This is a genomic window from Paraburkholderia sp. SSBN10T (assembly GCF_056619545.1).
On sequence record NZ_JBWQQI010000010.1, the window covers coordinates 225,210 to 245,882 of the forward strand.

At 65.1% G+C, this 20,673-nt stretch carries 15 protein-coding genes and 1 pseudogene; 10 read left to right on the forward strand and 6 right to left on the reverse strand.

Features of this window, described 5'->3' with window-relative positions:
* Positions 1-2: 2 nt before the first annotated feature.
* The gene (gene rsxB / locus AC1ECK_RS17900) at positions 3-971 is read right to left on the reverse strand and encodes an electron transport complex subunit RsxB (protein ID WP_480321295.1); all 969 of its coding nucleotides are present in this window, start codon (positions 969-971) and stop codon (positions 3-5) included.
* Positions 972-1,240: 269 nt separating this feature from the next.
* Here rsxB and AC1ECK_RS17905 point away from each other — a divergent pair, with 269 nt between their 5' ends.
* Positions 1,241-1,873 (forward strand): TetR/AcrR family transcriptional regulator, encoded by a 633-nt coding sequence (locus AC1ECK_RS17905; protein ID WP_480321296.1) that lies wholly within the window; start codon positions 1,241-1,243, stop codon positions 1,871-1,873.
* A gap of 285 nt (positions 1,874-2,158) precedes the next feature.
* Here the strand turns inward: AC1ECK_RS17905 and AC1ECK_RS17910 are convergent, their stop codons facing one another.
* Positions 2,159-3,436, reverse strand: coding sequence for a polyhydroxyalkanoate depolymerase (locus tag AC1ECK_RS17910; protein WP_480321297.1), 1,278 nt, complete (start codon positions 3,434-3,436; stop codon positions 2,159-2,161).
* A 274-nt stretch (positions 3,437-3,710) separates the two neighbouring features.
* Positions 3,711-5,588, reverse strand: coding sequence for a glycoside hydrolase family 15 protein (locus tag AC1ECK_RS17915; protein ID WP_480321298.1), 1,878 nt, complete (start codon positions 5,586-5,588; stop codon positions 3,711-3,713).
* 253 nt (positions 5,589-5,841) lie between these two features.
* On the opposite strand from AC1ECK_RS17915, the gene AC1ECK_RS17920 reads away from it, so the two are divergent.
* On the forward strand, positions 5,842-6,087 hold the full coding sequence (locus AC1ECK_RS17920; RefSeq protein ID WP_480321299.1) for a hypothetical protein: 246 nt from the start codon (positions 5,842-5,844) through the stop codon (positions 6,085-6,087).
* A gap of 246 nt (positions 6,088-6,333) precedes the next feature.
* Here the strand turns inward: AC1ECK_RS17920 and AC1ECK_RS17925 are convergent, their stop codons facing one another.
* On the reverse strand, positions 6,334-6,486 hold the full coding sequence (locus AC1ECK_RS17925) for a DUF3096 domain-containing protein (protein WP_480321300.1): 153 nt from the start codon (positions 6,484-6,486) through the stop codon (positions 6,334-6,336).
* Between the two features lie 294 nt (positions 6,487-6,780).
* Here AC1ECK_RS17925 and AC1ECK_RS17930 point away from each other — a divergent pair, with 294 nt between their 5' ends.
* Complete coding sequence (locus AC1ECK_RS17930) at positions 6,781-7,998, forward strand: lactonase family protein (protein WP_480321318.1); 1,218 nt, start codon at positions 6,781-6,783, stop codon at positions 7,996-7,998.
* A gap of 45 nt (positions 7,999-8,043) precedes the next feature.
* Here the strand turns inward: AC1ECK_RS17930 and AC1ECK_RS17935 are convergent.
* Both AC1ECK_RS17935 and AC1ECK_RS17940 read right to left on the reverse strand, forming a co-directional pair.
* A pseudogene (locus tag AC1ECK_RS17935) lies at positions 8,044-9,606 on the reverse strand (DNA translocase FtsK); the annotation flags it as partial.
* Positions 9,607-12,203: 2,597 nt separating this feature from the next.
* Positions 12,204-12,842 (reverse strand): META domain-containing protein, encoded by a 639-nt coding sequence (locus AC1ECK_RS17940; protein WP_480321301.1) that lies wholly within the window; start codon positions 12,840-12,842, stop codon positions 12,204-12,206.
* Between the two features lie 156 nt (positions 12,843-12,998).
* On the opposite strand from AC1ECK_RS17940, the gene purT reads away from it, so the two are divergent.
* The 7 genes from purT to AC1ECK_RS17975 form a co-directional block, all read left to right on the forward strand.
* Entirely contained in the window at positions 12,999-14,213 is a 1,215-nt protein-coding gene (gene purT / locus AC1ECK_RS17945; RefSeq protein ID WP_480321302.1) for a formate-dependent phosphoribosylglycinamide formyltransferase, read from the forward strand.
* 48 nt (positions 14,214-14,261) lie between these two features.
* A complete protein-coding gene (locus tag AC1ECK_RS17950) occupies positions 14,262-14,474 on the forward strand; it encodes a DUF6726 family protein (RefSeq protein ID WP_480321303.1) in 213 nt (70 codons plus the stop codon).
* Between the two features lie 23 nt (positions 14,475-14,497).
* Positions 14,498-14,866: an MliC family protein gene (locus AC1ECK_RS17955; protein WP_480321304.1), complete on the forward strand. Its 369-nt coding sequence runs from the start codon at positions 14,498-14,500 to the stop codon at positions 14,864-14,866.
* Positions 14,867-15,211: 345 nt separating this feature from the next.
* Positions 15,212-16,864, forward strand: a complete 1,653-nt coding sequence (locus AC1ECK_RS17960; protein ID WP_480321305.1) for an acetolactate synthase large subunit — start codon at positions 15,212-15,214, stop codon at positions 16,862-16,864.
* An 80-nt stretch (positions 16,865-16,944) separates the two neighbouring features.
* Positions 16,945-18,381 carry an aldehyde dehydrogenase family protein gene (locus tag AC1ECK_RS17965; RefSeq protein ID WP_480321306.1) on the forward strand — a complete coding sequence of 479 codons (1,437 nt, stop codon included), beginning with the start codon at positions 16,945-16,947 and terminating at the stop codon, positions 18,379-18,381.
* 356 nt (positions 18,382-18,737) lie between these two features.
* Positions 18,738-20,207, forward strand: coding sequence for a DEAD/DEAH box helicase (locus tag AC1ECK_RS17970; protein WP_480321307.1), 1,470 nt, complete (start codon positions 18,738-18,740; stop codon positions 20,205-20,207).
* 203 nt (positions 20,208-20,410) lie between these two features.
* A partial coding sequence (locus AC1ECK_RS17975; RefSeq protein WP_480321308.1) for a helix-turn-helix domain-containing protein occupies positions 20,411-20,673 on the forward strand: 263 nt, incomplete at its 3' end.

Below are 20,673 nucleotides of genomic sequence, written 5' to 3' on the forward strand. Positions count from 1 at the left end.
GGTCAGGGTTTAGGCGTGGGAGTGGCTGCAGGGTCGCCGGCTTGCGTCGGCGCGTGGGTCTCGATGCGGGTATTGGCTTCGGTAGCGGTACGGCTATCGTTGCTGGTGCTGGTGCTGGTGCTGGTGCTGGTGTCGGTGCGGCTTTCGCTGCCAGTTTCGATACCCAGGCGCCGGCGGCGCGCTTCAGCCGCGTCGATCTGGGCCTGCACGTCGGCGCTCACGCGCTCGGTGTTCTGCGGTCCCGCGCCTTTTGTGGCCAGTTCTTCTTTCTTTTTGCGCGCGCGTTCCAGCGCGGCCTGAATGATCGCGCGCTTCTTCGCTTCGGCGTCGTCGACGGGCGTGGCGGCCGCAGTCGCGCCGCCCGGGGCGGTGGTCTGTGCTGCGGGCGCCTCGACGCTGGCGGTGGCTTGACCCGCCGCCGTGCGGCGGGCCGCAGCGCGTGCTTCGGCGGCATCGCGTTCGCGTCCAAGCCGCGCTTCGCGCCGGTCGTGGCGCTCGCGGGCAGCCTGGGCCTGGTCCGCGGTCCATGCGTCCCAGCCGGTCGCAATGCCGGTGACGGGCAGCATGGTGATGCAGTCGACCGGGCAGGGGGCAACGCACAGGTCGCAGCCGGTGCACAGCGCCTCGATCACGGTGTGCATCTGCTTCGGTCCGCCAACAATCGCATCTACCGGACAGGCCTGCAGGCACAGCGTGCAGCCGATGCACAGGTTCTCGTCGATCACCGCCAACGGCCGGGGCCGTTCGACGCCGTTGGCGGAGTTGAGCGCAATCACCGGCTTGCCGAGCAGGGCGGCGAGCCGCGCCACGCCTTCGGCGCCGCCCGGCGGGCACTGGTTGTAGTTCGCTGTGCCAACGGCCACAGCTTCGGCGTACGGCCGGCATGCTGCGTAGCCGCACTTCGTACATTGTGTCTGGGGAAGCAGATCTTCGATGCGCTCTGCGAGGGTTCTGGAATCGGTCACGGTCACGACGGTGAGGCTTGCCGGCGGGCCACTGCGGGCCCTTCGCGGCAGGCGGGAACGAGGCGGATTGGCTCGCTCCATCAGGCGTAGGGGAAATGACGCATTATCGCCGATTTCCCCGATTGCGATTGTCAAACCATGTGCCATAATCAAAGCGCTTTTCCGAAAGACCGCAGAAGGGTGTCCCCCAACCAGCCCGTTCAATGCTGTCGGTGCAAGGCCCGAGGAGAGGCCGGCGGCACGATCCGGATAACGCGGCTCACGATGATGCCACCATGAATCAGCCGAAAATCAAAAGAGATCCTGAAGGCACCCGGCGCCGTATTCTGCTCGCGGCCGCTGAGGAGTTTGCAAATGGTGGGTTGTTCGGCGCACGCGTCGACCAGATCGCCCGCCGCGCAGAAACCAATGAACGCATGCTCTATTACTATTTCGGTAGCAAGGAGCAACTTTTCACGGCTGTACTCGAACACGCCTTCGGCGCGCTTACCGAGGCCGAACGCACGCTGGACCTGAACGGCATCGCGCCGGTCGAGGCCATGACAAGGCTCGCCCATTTCGTGTGGGACTATTACCGTGACCACCCCGAGTTGCTGCGTCTCGTGAATAACGAGAATCTGCACGAGGCGCGGTATATGCAGAAGTCCACGCGAATCCGCGAAATGATCTCGCCCATTGTTGCGACGCTCGGCAGCATCCTCGAGCGCGGCCAGCGCGCGGGCCTGTTTCGCAGCAATGTCGATCCGCTGCGTTTCTACGTCACGCTCTCAGGCATGGGTTATTACATCGTCTCGAACCGCTTCACGCTGGAGGCCACGCTCGGCCGCGATTTCAGCACGCCTGCCGAACGCAGCGAAATCATCCAGATGAACACGGAGTTGCTGCTCGCGTATCTGTTGAGGCGCTAAGCGCCACTAAGCTAAGCGCCACCCGTGGCGATCCGGCTGCCGCAGGCGCGCCTGAAACGTGCAGGCGGAGGGCAGGTAATGCAGGCAGGGTAAATACTGATCCTTTAGGCGTGCTATCGGCGTGCCGATCTGCAATCAGCCCGGTGTTCGCCTGGCAACCGCCCGGTTCGCGGACCGCGAAGCAAAAAGCGACGGCCCCCGAGGGAGCCGTCGCTTTTTGCATTTGATGCGCACGCAACTTTCACGAGAGCGGCCCGCTCTGCTCGGGCCGCCGTGCGAAGCCGTTCAGGCTTCGACTTTTTCCGCCGCGACCTTGGGGGCTTTGTTGTGCGCGAGGATAAAGTCGCGCAGTTGCGGATAGATGATGGTGCGCCAGCGGCGGCCCGAGAAAATGCCGTAGTGGCCGCACTTTTCCGCCGTGAAATGCTGCTTGTGCTCGGGCGGAATGCCGCTGCACAGATCCTGCGCGGCGCGCGTCTGACCGTCGCCGGAGATGTCGTCCAGCTCGCCTTCGATCGTGAAGAGGGCTGTCTTCTTGATGTCCTGCGGCCGCACGCGTTCACCCGCCACATCCCAGGTGCCTTCGGCCAGGCGGAATTCCTGGAACACGACACGGATCGTGTCGAGGTAATAGTCGGCATCCATGTCGAGCACGGCGTTGTACTCGTCGTAGAAGCGGCGGTGCGCTTCGGCGTCGTCTTCGTCGCCGCGCAGCAGGCTCTGGTAATAGTCCCAGTGCGAGGCCGCATGGCGCTCCGGATTCATGGCCACGAAGCCGGTGTGCTGCAGGAAGCCCGGATAGACCTTGCGTCCGACGCCCGGATAGTTCGGCGGCACCGTGTAGATCACGTTGTTGTCGAACCATTCGAACGAGTGTTGCGTGGCGAGCGAATTCACCGAGGTCGGGCTCTTACGCGCGTCGATCGGGCCGCCCATCATCGTCATGGTGCGCGGCGTGTCTTCGCCGCGGCTCGCCATCAGCGAGATCGCAGCCAGCACCGGCACGGTCGGCTGGCACACCGAGATCACGTGCAGGTTCTTCGCGCCGATGTGGCGGATAAATTCCTGAATGTAAGCAACGTAATCGTCGAGGTGGAACGCGCCTTCGTCGAGCGACACCATGCGCGCGTCGATCCAGTCGGTGATGTACACCTTATGGTCTTGCAGCAGCGTGCGCACCGTGTCGCGCAACAGCGTGGCGTGGTGGCCGGACAACGGCGCGCACACCAGCACGATCGGTTCGTCTTTCAGTTGGCTGACGGCGCCGCTGTCGTCCGCGAAACGCTTGAAGCGCAGCAGACGGCAGAATGGTTTCTCGATGATCGTCTGTTCGATGATCGGGATGTTATGACCATCCTTAACAATCTGGTGCAGGTTGAATTCGGGTTTCTCGTAATCTTTGCCGAGCCGGTAGAGCAATTCGTAACCGGCGGAAAGACGTGTGGCGCCTGGAACATAGGCGAAAGGGCTGGCCGGATTCGCGAAGGATTTCGACGCGGCTTGGGCCCAGGCGGTCAGCGGGCTGAGCAGGGCCCGCTGGAATTCGTGCAGTTGATAGAGCATGGGTGCTCCGGTGTTGGGGCGATTCGCATGGGGCTTCGCAAACACGCGTATCGCGTTGCGGCGGGCCGTATTGGTTGTGGTGGCGCTTGATTATCGGCCAACAGTCTCGTTTGATGATATCGGACAAAATGAAATTGTGCAACGCAGCAACGATTGACTTCTGCGCGCGCAAAATGTCATGGAATCATGGTACTGGCGATGTTGCTGCGCCGCTATCCGGGGTTGCCGCAGGGTCAAGTTTAGCCGCCATCCTGCCGTTATGAACGGGCGCGCTCTACGACGGCGCGTCTTGCGACGGCGCGCCGGGTGACGGCTTGTCGTGGGTTGTGCCGTGGGTTGCACCGTCGTGCGGCGGCTGTCCTGCCGCTCTGGCGATTTCCTGCTCGTGTTTCATCAGGTTGAATCCTGTGTGCACAAGGGCCACGTGGGAAAACGCCTGCGGGAAGTTGCCGACCAGGCGCTTGTGCGCCGGATCGTACTCTTCGGCCAGCAGGCCGACGTCGTTGGCGAGCGCGAGCAGCCGTTCGTACATCGCCTCCGCTTCGGCCACGCGGCCTTGCATCGCGAGGTTGTCGACCATCCAGAAGCTGCACGCAAGGAAGGTGCCTTCGCCGGGCGGCAGGCCGTCGTTGAATTCGGTGGTGCGGTAGCGCATCACGAAGCCGTCGCGCATCAGGTATTTTTCGGTGGCGGCGACCGTGCCGATCACGCGCGGGTCCGAAGGCGGCAGGAAGCCGACCTGCGCCAGCAGCAGCACGCTCGCGTCGAGTTCGTCGCCGCCGTAGACCTGGGTGAACGCATTGAGCGTCGGGTTCCAGCTTTTCTCGCAGACTTCGGCGTGAATCTGCGCACGAACCGCGCGCCAATGATCGAGCGGGCCGGGCAGGTCGAACTTTTCGGCGGACTTGATCGCACGGTCGTAGGCGACCCAGGCCATCACCTTCGAGAAGGTGAAATGCTGGCGGCCGCCGCGCGTTTCCCAGATGCCTTCGTCGGGCTGCTGCCAGATGGTTTCCAGATGTTCGAGCATTTCGCACTGCACGTTCCACGCGGTGTCGTCCGCCTGCAGGCCGCCCACCCGCGCCAGATGCAGCGCGTTCATCACTTCGCCGTATACGTCGAGCTGCAACTGGCCGGCCGCGTTGTTGCCGATGCGTACCGGCTTCGCGCCCTGATAGCCCGGCAGCCATTCGACCTCGAACTCCGGCAGGCGCCGCTCGCCGGCAATCCCGTACATGATCTGCAACTGCTCCGGCGCCCCCGCCATCACACGGGCGAGCCAGCTTCGCCACGCGCGCGCTTCGTCGAAGTAGCCGCCGCGCATCATCGCCAGCAGCGTGATGGTGGCGTCGCGCAGCCAGCAATAGCGGTAATCCCAGTTGCGTGTGCCGCCCAACTGTTCGGGCAGGGAGGTCGTGGGGGCCGCGACGATGCCGCCGGTCGGTTCGTAGGCGAGCGCCTTCAGCGTGATGAGCGAGCGGCGGATCGGAGCGGCGTACTTGCCTTCGACCGTGCTGCGCGCCGACCATTCGAGCCAGTGATTCTCGGTGCGGGCGAGCGCGGTGTGCGGATCGCGGGCAGGCGGAATGCGCAGATGCGACGGCGAGTAGGCCAGCGAAAACGGCACGCGTTCGCCTGGCGAGACGGTGAATTCGGCGACGGTGTGCATGTTCTCGCCGCGCAGTTCGACGGGGGTGCGCAGCACCGCGGTATCCGGTCCGACGATCGCCTTGATGCCGCTATCGTGCTTCAGACGGCTGACCCACGGAATCGAAAAGCCGTAGTCGAAGCGCAGCACCAGCTCCATCTTCATGCGCACCGTGCCGCGCCGACCCACCACGATCCGCACCAGTTCCGACCAGCCGTTGCCGGGCGGCATGAAGTCGATCACCGTGACCGCGCCTTCAGCCGTTTCGATATCGGTTTCGAGTATCAGTGTTTCGCCGCGATAGCGGCGGGTGATCTTCGCCGCAGCATCGGACGCCGGGGCGATCAGCCAGCGCCCGTTCTGCTCGGTGCCGAGCAGCGCGGCGAAGCAGGCGCCCGAGTCGAAACGCGGCCAGCAGAGCCAGTCGACGGAGCCGTCACGGGAAATCAGTGCGGCGGTGTGGCCGTCGCCTACGAGTGCATAGTCTTCGATGAGTGCGGGCATGGGTGACTGGTCAAGCGGTTTGAGCGGGTAGGCCGGGCGCGTAAAGCGTACGCCTCGGAGCACGCCGGGCTGTTGTTATTACCGGATCTGCGCCATGCATTCTGGTTGAGTGTGTCTCATGGTCAACCCGTCTTGGAGTTTTGAGATAACGCTGCCTACAATCGGACTTGGAGTAGATGGGCGAGAGCCGGGTGGCAGGTGTCGGAACCCCGGTCCATTGTGTACGCCAACGCTGTTTTCGAGGATGAAAGCCATGCTGAACCCGTCGAAATCCGATTGCATCACCATTCTCTCCGCCGCCAGCGAACTGGCCGGCGATTCCATGCTACCGCTCGATGCCGGCCGTCTGGGTCTGTCCCGCAATGGGATGCAGACCGCCGCCTCTTTCCTGATCGAGCGGGCCTGCTTCAAGCGCGTACGCGAAGGTGACGGCCATTATGCCGTCGGCAGCCTGTCCCTGCAGGGGCGGCTGCGGCTCGAACAGCTCGCCAACGGGTAAGTCCCTAGGTCGGCACTGGGCAGGTTCTGAGCAACGCCCGAGCAAGCTCCCAGAGGAAGCAACATCGGTCAGCCAGACGGGTAGGCCCGAGCCTAGGGCCTGCGCGGTTTTCTGCGCTCCATGCCAGGTGCGAGCGGCATGGGGCGAAGACGTGCCATCTGGGTGGGCACGCGGTTCGTGCGCAGGCGACCGGCCGGATCGCCTCGGCCATGCGCCTCCTGTGGTCAGGCGCTCAGTCGCCAAGACTCAGAAATGGGACGACCCCATGCCGAAGATTCCAATGATGCCGATGATGATCAGATAGAGCGCGACGATGTAGTTCAGGAGGCGCGGCGTCACGAGGATGAGAATACCGGCGATCAGCGAAACGACCGGGCCCAGGCTGAGGGTGACGTTCATGAACACTCCGAGTGGCGAGACAGATGGGGGAGAGGATGTCGGCAGGCCGCATGCTGCGCGGTCCGGCTCAACGCTTTGCTTCTATCTTCTATACTTGCGCCGATAACAAAGAGGGCTTCAACCCAGGGCTTCAAACCCGGGGTTACGAAGCGGATGTCCTCGCGCGCCTGGCAGACCAGCGGCATCAACAAAACCGAATAACCCGATGTTCAGGAGGTCGACATGCATCGTAGTGACCGAGCCGGCACCCGTGCCGCGCGCCAGTCCTCACTTCAGCCCGCCAGCAACGCCGCCATGACGTGGTCCACCCGGTCCGCCCGCTCCGCCGGTTCGATAATAAAAGGTTTCGTGCTTATGGTCTCGATTGCCGCTTCACATGCGTTTGCCCAGGACGCCGGTCCGGCGCCGGCCGACGGTGTCTACGACATGCTGGTCGGCACCTACACGGGCGGCAAGAGCGAAGGCATCTACGTCTACCGCTTCGATACGAAGAGCGGTGAGGCCACCCGCGTGTCGGTGGCGAAGACGGTCAACCCGTCGTATCTGGTGGTGAGTAGCGACCGCCGTCATGTGTACGCGGTCAACGAACTGCCCGGCGATAACGGCCCCGCCTCGCAACGCGGCGGCATCAGCGCGTTCGGTTTCGATCCGGCAAGCGGCCAGTTGACGTTTCTCAACAAGGTGTCGTCCGAAGGCAATGACCCTTGCTACCTGAAGATCTCGCCGGACGGCAAGTATCTGCTGACGGCTAACTACTCGGTGGCGGCCGATCCCGGCGGCAGCTTCGCGGTGTTCCCGCTGCAGCCCGACGGCCAGCTCGGGCAAGCGGTGCTGACCGTGCATCATGACGGCAGCGGCCCGGTGAAGGGGCGCCAGGACAACGCGCATGTGCATTCGACGGTGTTCTCGCCGGACGGCCAATACCTGTTCGCCCAGGATCTCGGCGCGGACAAGCTGTACTCGTACCGCTATACGCCCGATGGCAGCCGCGGTCTGCTCGGTCCTACCGAGTGGCGCTATACCGATGTGAAGGCCGGCAGCGGTCCACGTCATCTGGTGTTCGGAGCTGATGGGAAGTACGCGTATCTGACGAGCGAACTGGCGGCGACCGTCAGCACGTTCCACTACGACAACGGCAAGCTGACCCTTGTGCAGGTGTCGCCGCTTACCGAGCCGGGCTTCAAGGGGCAGGTGGGGGCGGCGGCAATCCATTTGTCGCCGGATGGACGTTTCCTGTACGCGACCAACCGCGGCGACGCGAACCAGATCGTGATCTTCGCGGTCGATGCGGCCAATGGCCATCTGAAACTGGTGGGGCGGCAATCGAGCCTCGGCAAGGCGCCGCGCGAATTCGCCATCGATCCGACCGGGAACTGGCTGATCGTCGGCAATCAGAACAGCGATACCGTCTATGTGTTCAGGCGCGATCAGCAGAGCGGCTTGCTGGAGGCGAACCCGAAGCGGATCGACATCGGTTCGCCGGTGGACTTCAAGCTGGTGTCGCCGTCGTAACGGCGAGGGCGTGACGCAGCGTCATGAAGCTGCGTCACGCCGCGCTTACTCGGCCGGTCCCGGTGCGAGCACTTCGCGGCTGCCGTTGATCCCCATCGACGACACCAGGCCCGCCGTCTCCATCTGCTCCACCAGCCTTGCCGCGCGGTTGTAGCCAATGCGCAATTGCCGCTGCACCGACGAGATCGAGGCGCGCCGCGTGCGTACCACGAATGCGACCGCTTCGTCGTAAAGCGGGTCGGCTTCGGCATCGGGCGCGTCGCCGAACAGGTCCTGGGTGGCGCCTTCGGTGGTGGGGCCGTCGAGAATCCCTTCCTCGTATTGCGGCTCGCCGAACTGCTTCAGGTACTCGACGATCCGGTGCACTTCCTCGTCGGCGACAAACGCGCCGTGCACGCGCTGCGGATAGCCGGTGCCCGGCGGCAGGAACAGCATGTCGCCCTGGCCGAGCAGCGACTCGGCGCCCATCTGGTCGAGAATCGTGCGCGAGTCGATCTTCGACGACACCTGGAACGCGACCCGGGTCGGAATGTTGGCCTTGATGAGGCCAGTGATGACGTCGACCGAGGGGCGCTGCGTCGCAAGGATCAGGTGGATGCCGGCCGCGCGCGCCTTCTGTGCGAGACGCGCGATCAGTTCTTCGATCTTCTTGCCGGCCACCATCATCAGGTCGGCCAGCTCGTCGATCACGACCACGATCAGCGGCAGCGTCGCCAGCGGCTCGGGCGCCTCGGGCGTCAGCGAGAACGGATTGCCGAGCTTCTTGCCGGCGGCTTCGGCGTCGCGGATTTTCTGGTTGAAGCCCGCGAGGTTGCGCACGCCGACGGCCGACATCAGCCGGTAGCGTTTCTCCATTTCGCCGACGCACCAGTTGAGCGCGTTGGCGGCGAGCTTCATGTCCGTGACGACCGGCGCGAGCAGGTGCGGAATCCCTTCGTAGACCGACAGTTCGAGCATCTTCGGGTCGATCATGATGAGACGCACGTCTTCGGGCGTCGCCTTGTAGAGCAGCGAGACGATCATCGCGTTGATCGCCACCGACTTGCCCGAACCGGTCGTGCCGGCCACCAGCATGTGCGGCGCCTTGGCCAGATCGGCGACGACCGGATGGCCGGTGATGTCCTTGCCCATCGCGAGCGTGAGCATCGAGTGCGAGTGCTGGTAGACGTTCGCCTCGAGGATTTCCGAGAGACGGATCGTCTGCCGCTTTGCGTTCGGCAACTCGAGACCCATGCAGGTCTTGCCGGGAATCGTTTCGACCACGCGGATCGAGGTGAGGCCGAGGCCGCGCGACAGGTCCTTCATCAGACCGACGATCTGGCTGCCGCGCACGCCGAGCGCGGGTTCGACTTCGAAGCGCGTGATCACCGGGCCGGCGGAGGCGCCGACGACCGTGACCGGTACCTTGAACTCCTGCAGACGCTGTTCGATCAGCAGACTGGTTTCGGCGAGCCGTTCTTCGGAGACGGGTTCGACATCGGTGTCGGCGCGTGCCAGCAGGTCGAGGGTCGGCAGTTCGACCATCGACGCCGCCGGGGCGTGGAATTCGAACACGGTCGGCGCGTGGCCGCGCACCGGTGCGCGTGGGACGACGGGCTCGTTTGCCGGTTCGCTGTGCGGGACGGGGAGTGCTGCCGCTGGCGTGCTGCTGAGGGCGTCGCTGGGCGCGGGTTCGTCAATGAACTCGTCGTCGGGTTCGGCGGGTGGCCGGTGGGCCGCTGTGGTTGCGTCGAGCGGGTCGTCGAGGGTGTCGTCGGAGTCCCACGTAGCCTGGTCGCGGAGGTCGGTGGTTTCCTTGGGCGGAGCTGCCGTATCTTGCGGCTCGTGACTAGCCACGCTTACCGCAGCGAAGCCGGGGAAGCGGACCACGTTAGATGGGGCAGGGGGCGGCGTTGTTGCAGGCGCGGCGGCTGCGGACGTCGATGCTGGCGCGTGCGTGACGTTGGCCGCGGCTGTTGGTGAGACGTTCTGCGCGAGGTTTGCGGCGAGCGTCGCGGTGGGCGCGGCATGTATTGCGACGATCGGGGCGGCTTCGATTTCGGTTGCTGAATTCGCTGCATCGAGCGTTGCCGGCGCCTGTCCGGCTGGATCGAGCCGGGGTAGGGGAGTGTCGTGCACTGCCGAAACGGGAGCGGCGGGCGCTTCAACGGCTATCGGCGCGAGCGTTTCGGTCACCGCTGCTGGCGGATGAATCGGTTGTGCTGTCTGTTGCGCATTGACTTGCGCCGCTGCCGGCGCCTCTACGCTGCTCTCTTCGTATACCAATGTCGACGCGCCAAGCGTTTCGACGTCGGCGTTCGGCGCCGGCTCGTCTGCCGTCCAGGTAACGGGCGTTGACTCCAACGCTGTCTCAGCGGCGGGATTCGCCACGCTTGCGGTGAGCATATTCGCGAGCGGTTGTTCGAGCGCCTCTGCGGCGACGGATTGCCCTGCTTCGGGCGGCACGATTGGCCAGTTCACTGTCTCGGCAAGCTCGGCGCTTACGGAGGGTGCAAGCGCACCGCTTCCGGACGGCGCAGGCGCAACACTGCCGGCAGTTGCAGGCGCGGCGGCGTCACCGGCAGGTTGCGTGGCCGGCGCTGAAGGCAGTGCAGATGTTCCGGCTGTCGCAATCGTAGAAACAGGCTCCGTTGCGACCGGCGTCGCGGACGTATCGTTTGTGAGCTTGGCGGTCTCGGCGCCGCTGCGTCGAGCGAGGCTCGCGCCCGCGATCGTGGTCCAGCGGGCCGCATTCTCTTCAATGCTGCGCAACGTTTCCTGCACGCTGGCCGGCGGGGTGACGCGCTGCGTCGTCGCCACGGGGCGGGAAAAACTCGGCGCCTGTGGACGACTGGGGGCACCAGGGCGTCGAGGTTCAACCGGCGTGCCGCTCGCGGCCGGGCGGGTCTGCGCTGCGGCGTTGGTGGACCCCGGTGTCTGCAATGGCGTCTGCAATGGTGTTTGCCTTGGCGAGGGCGGCGGCGCGTGGCGCGCTGAACTTGCAGGCGAACTCGCAGCCGAGTTAGCCGAGTTAGCCGCACTATTCCGCACCGGTGCCGGCACCGGTTGAACCGACGGCGTGCGATGCGGAGTTGACATGGAGCCCGCTGGCGCTGCACCGGGCGCGCTCCGGCTGGCGACGAATCCCTTTGCCGCCGCAGCGGCTTCACTCGCACTGGCCGCAGCCGCAACCGAGGTAGCGGCTGCGCCGCGCGGCGCCTTGGACGGCTCGCGCAACCAGCCCGCCGGTGCCACGGGTTCGGCCGGCGCCCAAGGCGCGGTCTTATCGAGCGCGGCGCCGGGCCTCTGCGCCGGTGCCTGAGTGCCGCCGCCTCGCCTAACCGGCGTGCCGCCCTGCATCCGTCCAGGGGTTTCGGGCGAAGTCGCTGGAGTGCGCGGCGCTTGCGTCCGCGTTTGCCAACCCGCGTTGCCGGGCGTCGCGCTCGCGCGTGCGTCGCCGGAGAGGACATCCTTCGCACCAGCAGTACCAGAGCCAGCACCCCCACCCCCCGTTGCGCCGCGCGTCGCCGCGGGCGGCCGCCAAACGGTCGGGCGCGCGTAGCGGCCGTTGGTCTTCGGGGCCATGGTATTGGTCGGCGTCGATGCGTAAGCGGGCAGCGACTCGTCGACACTACTGCGCCGGCGCGCCTCCTCATCCCGCTTGGCGAGGCCCCGGCTCAGGCCGAGGCCGAAGGCGCCGTCCGCCCACATGACGACGCTGCTCCAGCGAAACTCGAGCAGCCACGGCAGGCTCACGGCCAGGAGCGCGAGCATGACGAGCGGCGTGCCGATATGGCCGAGCACCCGGGCGAGGCCGGCCGCGAGCACGTGCCCGAGGCCGTCGACGCCCACCATGCCGAGCAGCGACGCCTCCAGCGTGCAGCTCGCCACGAGGACGCAGATGAAGCCGAGCCACAGGCGGATCGTGCCGGGCCCGCGCAGGCCGACGCCGCCTGGCAGCACAGACTTCACGAGACGCCAGAAGAGAGGAATGAACCAGACGGCCGACCCGCCGAACCAGCCGAAAACCACGGTGTGCATGCTAGACATCAACGAATGACGGATCCGTGAAAACGCAATCCGTCAAGTTTAACCGGCGAAGCGTAAAGCTTCGAAGACAGGCGCGCGAGAACTTGTGCCTGGGTGAGAAAGCGCCCGGCGAGCGGGCCGGACTGAGCGGGCGGCGTGGGCTGCGGCGATGCTTCGGCAGCCGGCCGTCCACGTGCTCATTGAGCGTGCCGCGCGAAGGTCAGCGTATCGCCGTCCTCGAGAATCAGCTCCAACTGCTGCGGCGCGCGCATTTGCACGCCGGTGCGGTCGATGTGCGCCAGCGCGTCGAGATAGGCGCCTTCGATATGGCCGCCGGGCGTCGCGCAGGCCATGCGCGTGCCGGCGAGCGGCCCGAAGCTCAGCTTGCCGTCTTTCAGTCCGTACGTGCCCATATAGCGGTTGCACCCGGAGAAACCGCTGGCGTGACGCTGACCGGTGGCCGTCGAGAGGGTGAGCGTGATCGGCGTACCGTTCGCGCCGCTGGGGAGGTCGCGCAAGGTGCCGTCCGCCTGCTTCCAGCTCGTCAGGTCCCACGCCGTGTCGTCCAGCAATTGGGTCGCCGCCGGATTGAACGGATCGGGCGGCGGCGCCTTGTCATCGGGGTGGGTCGGCATCGAGCAGGCGGCCAGCAGCGTGGCGACACTCAGCGCGGCGGCCGCCGCGAGGGCTCGCGTGCATTGCTGCTGTGCGCCGGCTCGCGCACAGCGGGCCGCAATGCTCGGTGCACAGACCGCGGCATCACGGGCGGCGGCGCCGGCTGCGAGCCGGGCTGCAACGAGACGCGCAACACGTCGCGCCGAAGACGTTGGGAACATGGCGTCGATCCTCTTCAAACTGGCAAAGGCGTAAGGGTAACGCACTCGGGTTGCCGCACGCGAGCGCTCGTGGCACAAGGCCCGGTGCAGCGGTTGCGCATGTTAACATTGCTGGTCAACCCATTCCATCTCACCCGACATTTTTCTGGAGACCCCATGCAGATCGGCCAACGGATCGGCACCCCGCTTTCGAACTCGGCCACGCGCGTCATGCTGCTCGGCGCGGGCGAGCTGGGCAAGGAAGTGATCATCGCGTTGCAGCGCCTCGGCGTGGAGGTGATCGCAGTCGACCGTTATCCGAACGCGCCGGGTCATCAGGTCGCGCATCGCGCCCACGTGATCGACATGACCGACCGCGCCGCCTTGCGCGCACTGGTCGAACAGGAACGGCCGGATCTGATCGTGCCGGAGATCGAAGCCATCGCGACCGACGCGCTCGCCGCCATCGAAGCGGACGGCCTTGCCGAGGTCATTCCCACCGCACGCGCCACGCAATTGACCATGAACCGCGAAGGCATCCGGCGCCTGGCGGCGGAAGAAATCGGCTTGCCGACTTCGCCGTACGCGTTTGCCGATTCGCTCGAGGAACTGAAGGCCGGCATCGCCAAGGTCGGTTATCCGTGCGTCGTGAAGCCGGTGATGTCGTCGTCGGGCAAGGGCCAGTCGGTGTTGAAGAGCGACGCCGATGTCGAACCGGCGTGGCAATACGCGATGGCCGGCGGCCGCGTCAATCATGGCCGGGTGATCGTCGAGGGCTTTATCGACTTCGAGTACGAAATCACGCAATTGACGGTGCGCGCGATCGACCCGGCAACCGGCGAAACGAGCACCTGGTTCTGCGATCCGATCGGCCACGTGCAGGTCGCCGGCGACTACGTCGAATCGTGGCAGCCGCAGCCGATGAGCCCGCTCGCGCTCGAACGTTCGCGCGAGATCGCCCACAAGGTCACCGCGGCGCTTGGCGGGCGCGGCTTGTTCGGTGTGGAGCTCTTCGTGCGCGGCGACGACGTCTGGTTCTCGGAAGTGAGCCCGCGTCCGCACGACACGGGTCTCGTCACGCTGTGCTCGCAGCGTCTGTCCGAATTCGAACTGCACGCACGCGCGATTCTCGGTTTGCCGGTGGATACGTCGCTGCGCTCGCCTGGGGCGTCGGCGGTGATCTACGGCGGGCTCGACGAGGCCGCCATCGCATTCGAAGGCGTGGCCGCCGCGCTGACCGTGCCGCAAGCGGATCTGCGCCTGTTCGGCAAGCCCGAGAGCTTCGTCAAACGGCGCATGGGCGTGGCGCTTGCCGCCGGTGCGAATACCGACGAGGCGCGTGCCCGGGCGAAGCAGGCCGCTGCGGCGGTGCGTCCGGTGTCGACGCAGTAAGTTCGACGCGCTCCAGCGCATTCCAGCATTAACGGCAGGAGCAGGACCATGAACTCAGACACCCGCACGATCGCGCGGCTTCGCCAGCTAGGCCGCTTCGGTGCGCTGGGCTTGCTGGTCGCGCTGTGCACAGGGTTGGCGGGCTGCGGCCTCGCGGCCGCGCCGTGCCGCGTCGCTTCCGCCGGATTGAAAATCGTGCCGGTGGTCGGCCACGTAGCGGCCGCACCGACCGACGCCTGTGCCGATGTGATCGATCCATGATCCATAACGAAGCGAGGAACCGGATGAGAACATGGCTCGTTGCGGTAACGGGTGTGCTGGGCATGACGGCGGCAGTCGCCAGCAGCCTGGCTGCGCCTCTGCGCCTCGCTGAAATTCAGACGAAAGACCGCCAGACCCATAAATACACCTGCGCTACCGGCAAGATCCTGCAGGTGACCTACTGGAACGCGGCCAATGGGCAGAGCTTTGCGCTCGTGCCCGTCAAAGGACAGCCGATGCTGTTCGTCAACACGCTGTCCGGCTCCGGCGCGAAGTACCAGGCCGGCAGCTATACGTGGTGGACCAAGGGGCCGCGCGCCGACCTGTACGATGCGATGGCGGGCGAGAATGCGCCGCCGGTCCTGTCCAATTGCGTGACGATCGTGCGATAGCCGGTTAGCTTGGCCTCCAAGCCTCCAAGCCTCCAAGCCTCCAAGCCTCCAAGCCTCCAAGCCTCCAAGCCGCCAAGCCGCCAAGCGGTGATTCCATGACTCCGCCCCAATCCGGCATCCGCGCCGCCTGAGCGCCGCGGCGCCAATCCCCGCTCCGTCATGCCGCACCGCCACACCACGTCCGACCCTGCCCACTTGCGCGCAGTTTTCTCTCCCAGGTAGTAAGCTGTTCGACGCGCCCACCGCTTCGTGCGTGGCCGCGCCTGTCATCGTCTTCGATCATCCGTTCCCGGATCCCACCGCGTGGGCGTGCCGTCCGCGCTCGTTCGTCAAGCGAGACTCTCAATGAAAGCATCGGATCTGTTCGTCAAGTCGCTGGAAGCTGAAGGTGTCGACTATGTGTTCGGCATTCCAGGGGAAGAAAATCTCGATCTCCTCGAATCGCTGCGCCGCTCCAAAATCAAGCTGGTTCTCACGCGCCACGAGCAGGCCGCCGGTTTCATGGCGGCGACCTATGGGCGTCTGACGGGCCGCACCGGCGTGTGCCTGTCGACGCTCGGGCCGGGCGCCACCAACTTCGTCACCGCCGCCGCCTACGCGCAACTGGGCGGCATGCCGATGCTGATGGTCACCGGCCAGAAGCCGATCAAGACCAGCAAGCAGGGGCATTTCCAGATCGTCGACGTGGTGCGGATGATGGAGCCGCTCACCAAGTACACGCGGCAGATCGTCTCGATTGGCAATATCCCTGCGCTGGTGCGCGAGGCGTTCCGCCAGGCCGAGGAAGAGCGGCCCGGCGCCACGCACCTGGAGTTGCCCGAGGACGTCGCCGACGAAGAGGGCGACGGCAAACCGATTCCCAAGAGCTACAGCCGCCGCCCGATTGCCGAAGAAAAGGCGATTGCGCGCGCGGTCGAGGCCATCACCGGCGCGAAGCATCCGTTGCTGATGATCGGCGCGGGCGGCAATCGCAAGACCACCACCAAGATGCTGCGCGAGTTCGTCGACCAGATCGGCATTCCGTTTTTCACCACGCAGATGGGCAAGGGCGTGATCGACGAATCGCATCCCATGTGGCTCGGCAACGCCACGCTTTCCGATGGCGATTTCGTGCACCGCGCCATCGATCACGCGGACTGCATCATCAATGTGGGCCACGACGTGATCGAGAAGCCGCCGTTCTTCATGCGCGGCGCCGACTCGGGCGAGAAGACCGTGATTCACGTGAATTTTCTCGGCGCGGAAGTCGATCCGGTGTATTTCCCGCAGATCGAAGTGGTGGGCGACATCGCCAACGCGGTGTGGCAACTGAAGGAGAGTCTCAAGCAGCGCCAGGAGCACTGGGACTTTTCGCGCTTCAAGGAGATCAAGCAGCACTTCGAGGAGCATCTGGTCAAAGGGCAGCAGGACGCCCGTTTCCCGATGTACCCGGTGCGCATCGTCCACGATGTCTACGAGACGACGCCGGTGGACGGCATCGTGTGTCTCGACAACGGCATGTACAAGATCTGGTTTGCGCGCTACTACCGTGCGCACGAGCCGAATTCGCTGCTGCTCGACAACGCGCTGGCGTCGATGGGGGCCGGGCTGCCGTCGGCGATCGCGACCAAGATCGTGCATCCGGACCGCAAGGTGATGGCGGTCTGCGGCGACGGCGGTTTCATGATGAACTCCCAGGAACTCGAAACGGCGGTGCGTCTGAAGCTCGATCTGGTGGTGCTGATCCTGCGTGACGATGCGTTCGGCATGATTCGCTGGAAGCAGGAAAACATGAACTTCCCCGACTACGGGATGACGTTGAAGAACCCCGATTTCGTGGCTTACGCGCAGAGCTACGGGGCGCAAGGGCACCGCATTGCTGCGGCGGACGAATTTGCGCCGCTGCTGCGCGAATGCTTCGCCACGCCGGGCGTGCACGTGATCGATTTGCCGATCGACTACTCGGACAACGAGCGCGTGCTCAACCGCGAGATCAAGCGCTTGAGCGCGCAACTCTGAGCACTGTCCTCTGAACCGCGCCGGGGCGTGCGGCTTGCTGTGCGCACCAGGCCGGAACCCCGCATCAAGGAGAACGTGTCATGTTGAAAAAGACTTACCCGTACTACCTCGCAAATGTGGCGGTGGCAGCCAACACCGATCTCGAAGTCACCGACAAGTTCAGTGGCGAGGTCGCCACCCGCGTTGCGATGGCCGACGCCGCCGTGATCGACAAGGCGATCGGCGCGGCCGTCGAGGCGCTGCCCGCGCTGCGCGAGTTTCCGCCGTTCAGGCGCCAGGCGGTGCTCGAACACTGCGTGAGCCGGTTCCGCGAGCGCTACGACGAGCTGGCGATGGCGCTGTGCATCGAAGCCGGTAAGCCCATCAACGATTCGCGCGGCGAAGTCACGCGGCTGATCGATACCTTCAAGGTGGCCGCGGAGGAAGCGGTGCGCATCGACGGAGAGATCATCAATCTGGAGATTTCGCCGCGCGCCAAGGGCTATCACGGCTATGTGAAGCGCGTGCCGATCGGGCCGTGCTCGTTCATCTCGCCGTTCAATTTCCCGCTGAACCTGACCGCGCACAAGGTGGCGCCGGCGCTGGCCGCGGGCGTACCCTTCGTGCTGAAGCCGGCCAGCCGCACACCGGTTGGGGCGTTGATCATGGGCGAGATTCTCGCGGAAACGGATCTGCCCAAGGGCGCTTTCTCGATTTTGCCGGCCCATCGTGACGGCGCCGACCTGTTCACCACCGACGAGCGCTTCAAGCTGCTCTCGTTCACCGGCTCGCCGGCGGTGGGCTGGGAGCTAAAGAAAAAGGCCGGCAAGAAGAAGGTGATTCTGGAACTGGGCGGCAACGCGGCGGCGATCGTCGACGGCGACCAGGCCGGCAAGCTCGATTACGTGGTCGACAGGCTGGCGTTCGGCGCGTTCTATCAATCGGGGCAAAGCTGTATCGGCGTGCAGCGGATTCTCGTGCATGCGAGCCTCTACGACGCGCTGCGCGAGAAGCTGATCGCGAAGACGCGCTCGCTGATCATGGGTGACCCGAAGAACGAGAAGACCTTTGTCGGGCCGATGATCTCCGAGTCGGAGTCCAGGCGCCTCGCGGGCTGGATGGAAAGCGCGGTGCGCGACGGCGCGAAGATCGTGGCGGGCGGCAAGGTGGAAGGCGCGATGTTCGAAGCGACGCTGCTCGAAGACGTGAAGCGCGATTCGGACCTGTACCGCAAGGAAGCGTTTGGCCCGGTGGCGATTCTGGAGCGTTTCGACGACTTCGACGCCGCGCTCGCGACCGTCAACGATAGCGACTTTGGCCTGCAGGCCGGCGTGTTCACGGATTCGCTCGCTCATGCGCATCAGGCGTGGGACCGGCTCGACGTGGGCGGGGTGGTGATCAACGACGTGCCGTCGTTCCGCGTCGACAACATGCCGTACGGCGGCGTCAAGGACTCCGGGCTGGGGCGCGAGGGCATCCGCTACGCGATCGAGGATATGACCGAGATGCGGCTGATGGTGATGCGCGAGACCTGGTGAGCGTTTCTGTGAGGCGCCGGCTGCCGCCGGTGCCCCGCATTGCCGTGCCGGGCTGTCACAGGACTGTCGTCTGCGTACCCTAGTCTGTGCGGGCCTGTGGCGGTTCGTGCCCCACTGGCGCCTGCCTTTCCGGTGCGCAAGCAGAAAGCGGGCGGGGGCGCCATGAGTGTTTTTGCTGAAGTGCTACAATACCGGCCTTTCCGGCGGGTGTTTCCGTCGGCCGGAGCCGGCTGCATCCTTCCCTGACTAAATCGGGTACCGTGCGGCACGCCGTGGCTCCGCTTCATCCTGATGCCCTCCGCGGTCCCGGCCGCAGCCGCGCCCCCCGCGCAGGCGCATTTTTAGCGAAAGCCACCATGTCCGACACAGCCGTCACGCCTACTACCGCGACCTTTGACCAGTTTGGCCTCGCGCCCGACATCCTGAGAGCCATTGCGGAGCAGGGTTACACGACGCCGACGCCGATCCAGGCGCAGGCGATCCCTGTCGTGCTGGCGGGTCGCGACGTGATGGGCGCCGCGCAGACCGGCACCGGCAAGACCGCGAGCTTTTCGCTGCCGATCATCCAGCGCCTGCTGCCGCAAGCGAGCACGAGCGCCTCGCCGGCGCGCCATCCGGTGCGCGCCCTGATCCTCACGCCCACCCGCGAACTGGCCGACCAGGTTGCCGCCAACGTGCACGCTTACGCGAAGCATACGGCGCTGCGCAGCGCGGTGGTGTTCGGTGGCGTGGATATGAATCCGCAATCGGAGCAACTGCGCCGCGGCGTGGAGATTCTGATCGCTACGCCGGGCCGTCTGCTCGATCACGTGCAGCAGAAGACGGCCAATCTGGGCCAGGTGCAGATGCTGGTGCTCGACGAAGCCGACCGTATGCTCGATATGGGTTTCCTGCCGGATTTGCAGCGCATCCTGAACCTGCTGCCGAAGGAGCGTCAGACGCTGCTGTTTTCAGCGACGTTTTCGGGCGAAATCAAGAAGCTGGCGGCGACCTATCTGCGCAACCCGCAGACGATCGAAGTGGCGCGCAGCAATTCGACGGCCACCAATGTCACCCAGATGGTTTATGAAGTGGCCGAAGGCGACAAGACCGGCGCAGTGGTGCAACTGATTCGCGAGCGCGGTCTGAAGCAGGTGATCGTGTTCTGTAACAGCAAGATCGGCGCGAGCCGCCTCGCACGCAGTCTGGAGCGCGACGGCGTGGTGGCGACCGCGATTCACGGCGATCGGACCCAGAACGAGCGGATGCAGGCTCTCGATGCGTTCAAGCGGGGTGAGATCGAGGCGTTGGTTGCTACCGATGTCGCTGCGCGTGGGCTGGATATTGCTGAATTGCCGGCTGTGATCAACTTCGATCTGCCGTTCAATGCCGAAGATTATGTGCACCGGATTGGGCGCACTGGGCGTGCTGGGGCTTCGGGGGATGCGCTTTCGTTGTGTAGCCCGAATGAGCGCAAGCAGCTCGCCGATATCGAGAAGTTGATCAAGCGGCCGCTTGATGTGCAGCGGCTGACTGTTGATATGCCTGTGCGGCATCATCATGAAGAGCGGAGTCCTCGGCGTGAGCGGGAAGGGCGTGAGGAGCGCGGTGGGCGGCGGCGTGCTGGATCTGCTTCCGGTGCTGGTTCGGCTTCGTCTTTTGAGCGGCCGCATCATCATCGGCAACAGCCTGTGGATGATTTCTTTTTCAAGCCTTATGAGCCGTCGCCCTCTAGCCGGAAGGTCGATGAGGTTGCCGATGTTGCTGCGCAGAAGCCGGTTTCAAAGCAGCCGTTGGCTGCACTTTTGGGTGGGTTTGGGATGCCCAGGAAGAGTACTTCTTCTTAAGTAAGCCGGTTTTTTTCGCTGCGCGGCGGTTGTTGTTCCTGCGGTGTTGGCCTTTCCTTGCTTTGTTATCGGTCTATTAGCGTTGCCCCTGTGCGGGGCGGCACCTACTTTTCTTTGCCGCCGTGTATGGACCGGAGACATGGGTAACAGGTGTGCGGGGACATGGGTAACACTTCGGGCGAGTGAATCGCCTGGAGCCGGTTATGCCCTGGAACCCTAGAGACACCATGAGCCTTCGTCTGGAATTCGTTCACCTGGCCTCGCAGGAAGGCGCCAACCGTCGTGAACTGTGCCGGCGCTTCGGCATCAGTCCGAAGACCGGCTACAAGTGGCTCGCGCGCCACGCGCAGGGCGGAACGACGGCGCTGACGGATCACTCGCGTCGACCCCGGCAGAGTCCGGCGCGCACGACACCGCCAGTCGAGCAGCAGGTCGTCGAACTGCGGCAGGCGCATCCGGCCTGGGG

Bases quoted from the DNA above. Each gene is read 5' to 3' on its own strand.
- purT (WP_480321302.1), top strand. From the start codon at position 12,999: ATGCAGATCGGCCAACGGATCGGCACCCCGCTTTCGAACTCGGCCACG.
- AC1ECK_RS17950 (WP_480321303.1), top strand. From the start codon at position 14,262: ATGAACTCAGACACCCGCACGATCGCGCGGCTTCGCCAGCTAGGCCGC.
- AC1ECK_RS17955 (WP_480321304.1), top strand. From the start codon at position 14,498: ATGAGAACATGGCTCGTTGCGGTAACGGGTGTGCTGGGCATGACGGCG.
- AC1ECK_RS17915 (WP_480321298.1), bottom strand. From the start codon at position 5,588: ATGCCCGCACTCATCGAAGACTATGCACTCGTAGGCGACGGCCACACC.
- AC1ECK_RS17930 (WP_480321318.1), top strand. From the start codon at position 6,781: ATGACGTGGTCCACCCGGTCCGCCCGCTCCGCCGGTTCGATAATAAAA.
- AC1ECK_RS17910 (WP_480321297.1), bottom strand. From the start codon at position 3,436: ATGCTCTATCAACTGCACGAATTCCAGCGGGCCCTGCTCAGCCCGCTG.
- AC1ECK_RS17960 (WP_480321305.1), top strand. From the start codon at position 15,212: ATGAAAGCATCGGATCTGTTCGTCAAGTCGCTGGAAGCTGAAGGTGTC.
- AC1ECK_RS17965 (WP_480321306.1), top strand. From the start codon at position 16,945: ATGTTGAAAAAGACTTACCCGTACTACCTCGCAAATGTGGCGGTGGCA.
- AC1ECK_RS17920 (WP_480321299.1), top strand. From the start codon at position 5,842: ATGCTGAACCCGTCGAAATCCGATTGCATCACCATTCTCTCCGCCGCC.
- AC1ECK_RS17940 (WP_480321301.1), bottom strand. From the start codon at position 12,842: ATGTTCCCAACGTCTTCGGCGCGACGTGTTGCGCGTCTCGTTGCAGCC.
- AC1ECK_RS17970 (WP_480321307.1), top strand. From the start codon at position 18,738: ATGTCCGACACAGCCGTCACGCCTACTACCGCGACCTTTGACCAGTTT.
- AC1ECK_RS17925 (WP_480321300.1), bottom strand. From the start codon at position 6,486: ATGAACGTCACCCTCAGCCTGGGCCCGGTCGTTTCGCTGATCGCCGGT.
- AC1ECK_RS17905 (WP_480321296.1), top strand. From the start codon at position 1,241: ATGAATCAGCCGAAAATCAAAAGAGATCCTGAAGGCACCCGGCGCCGT.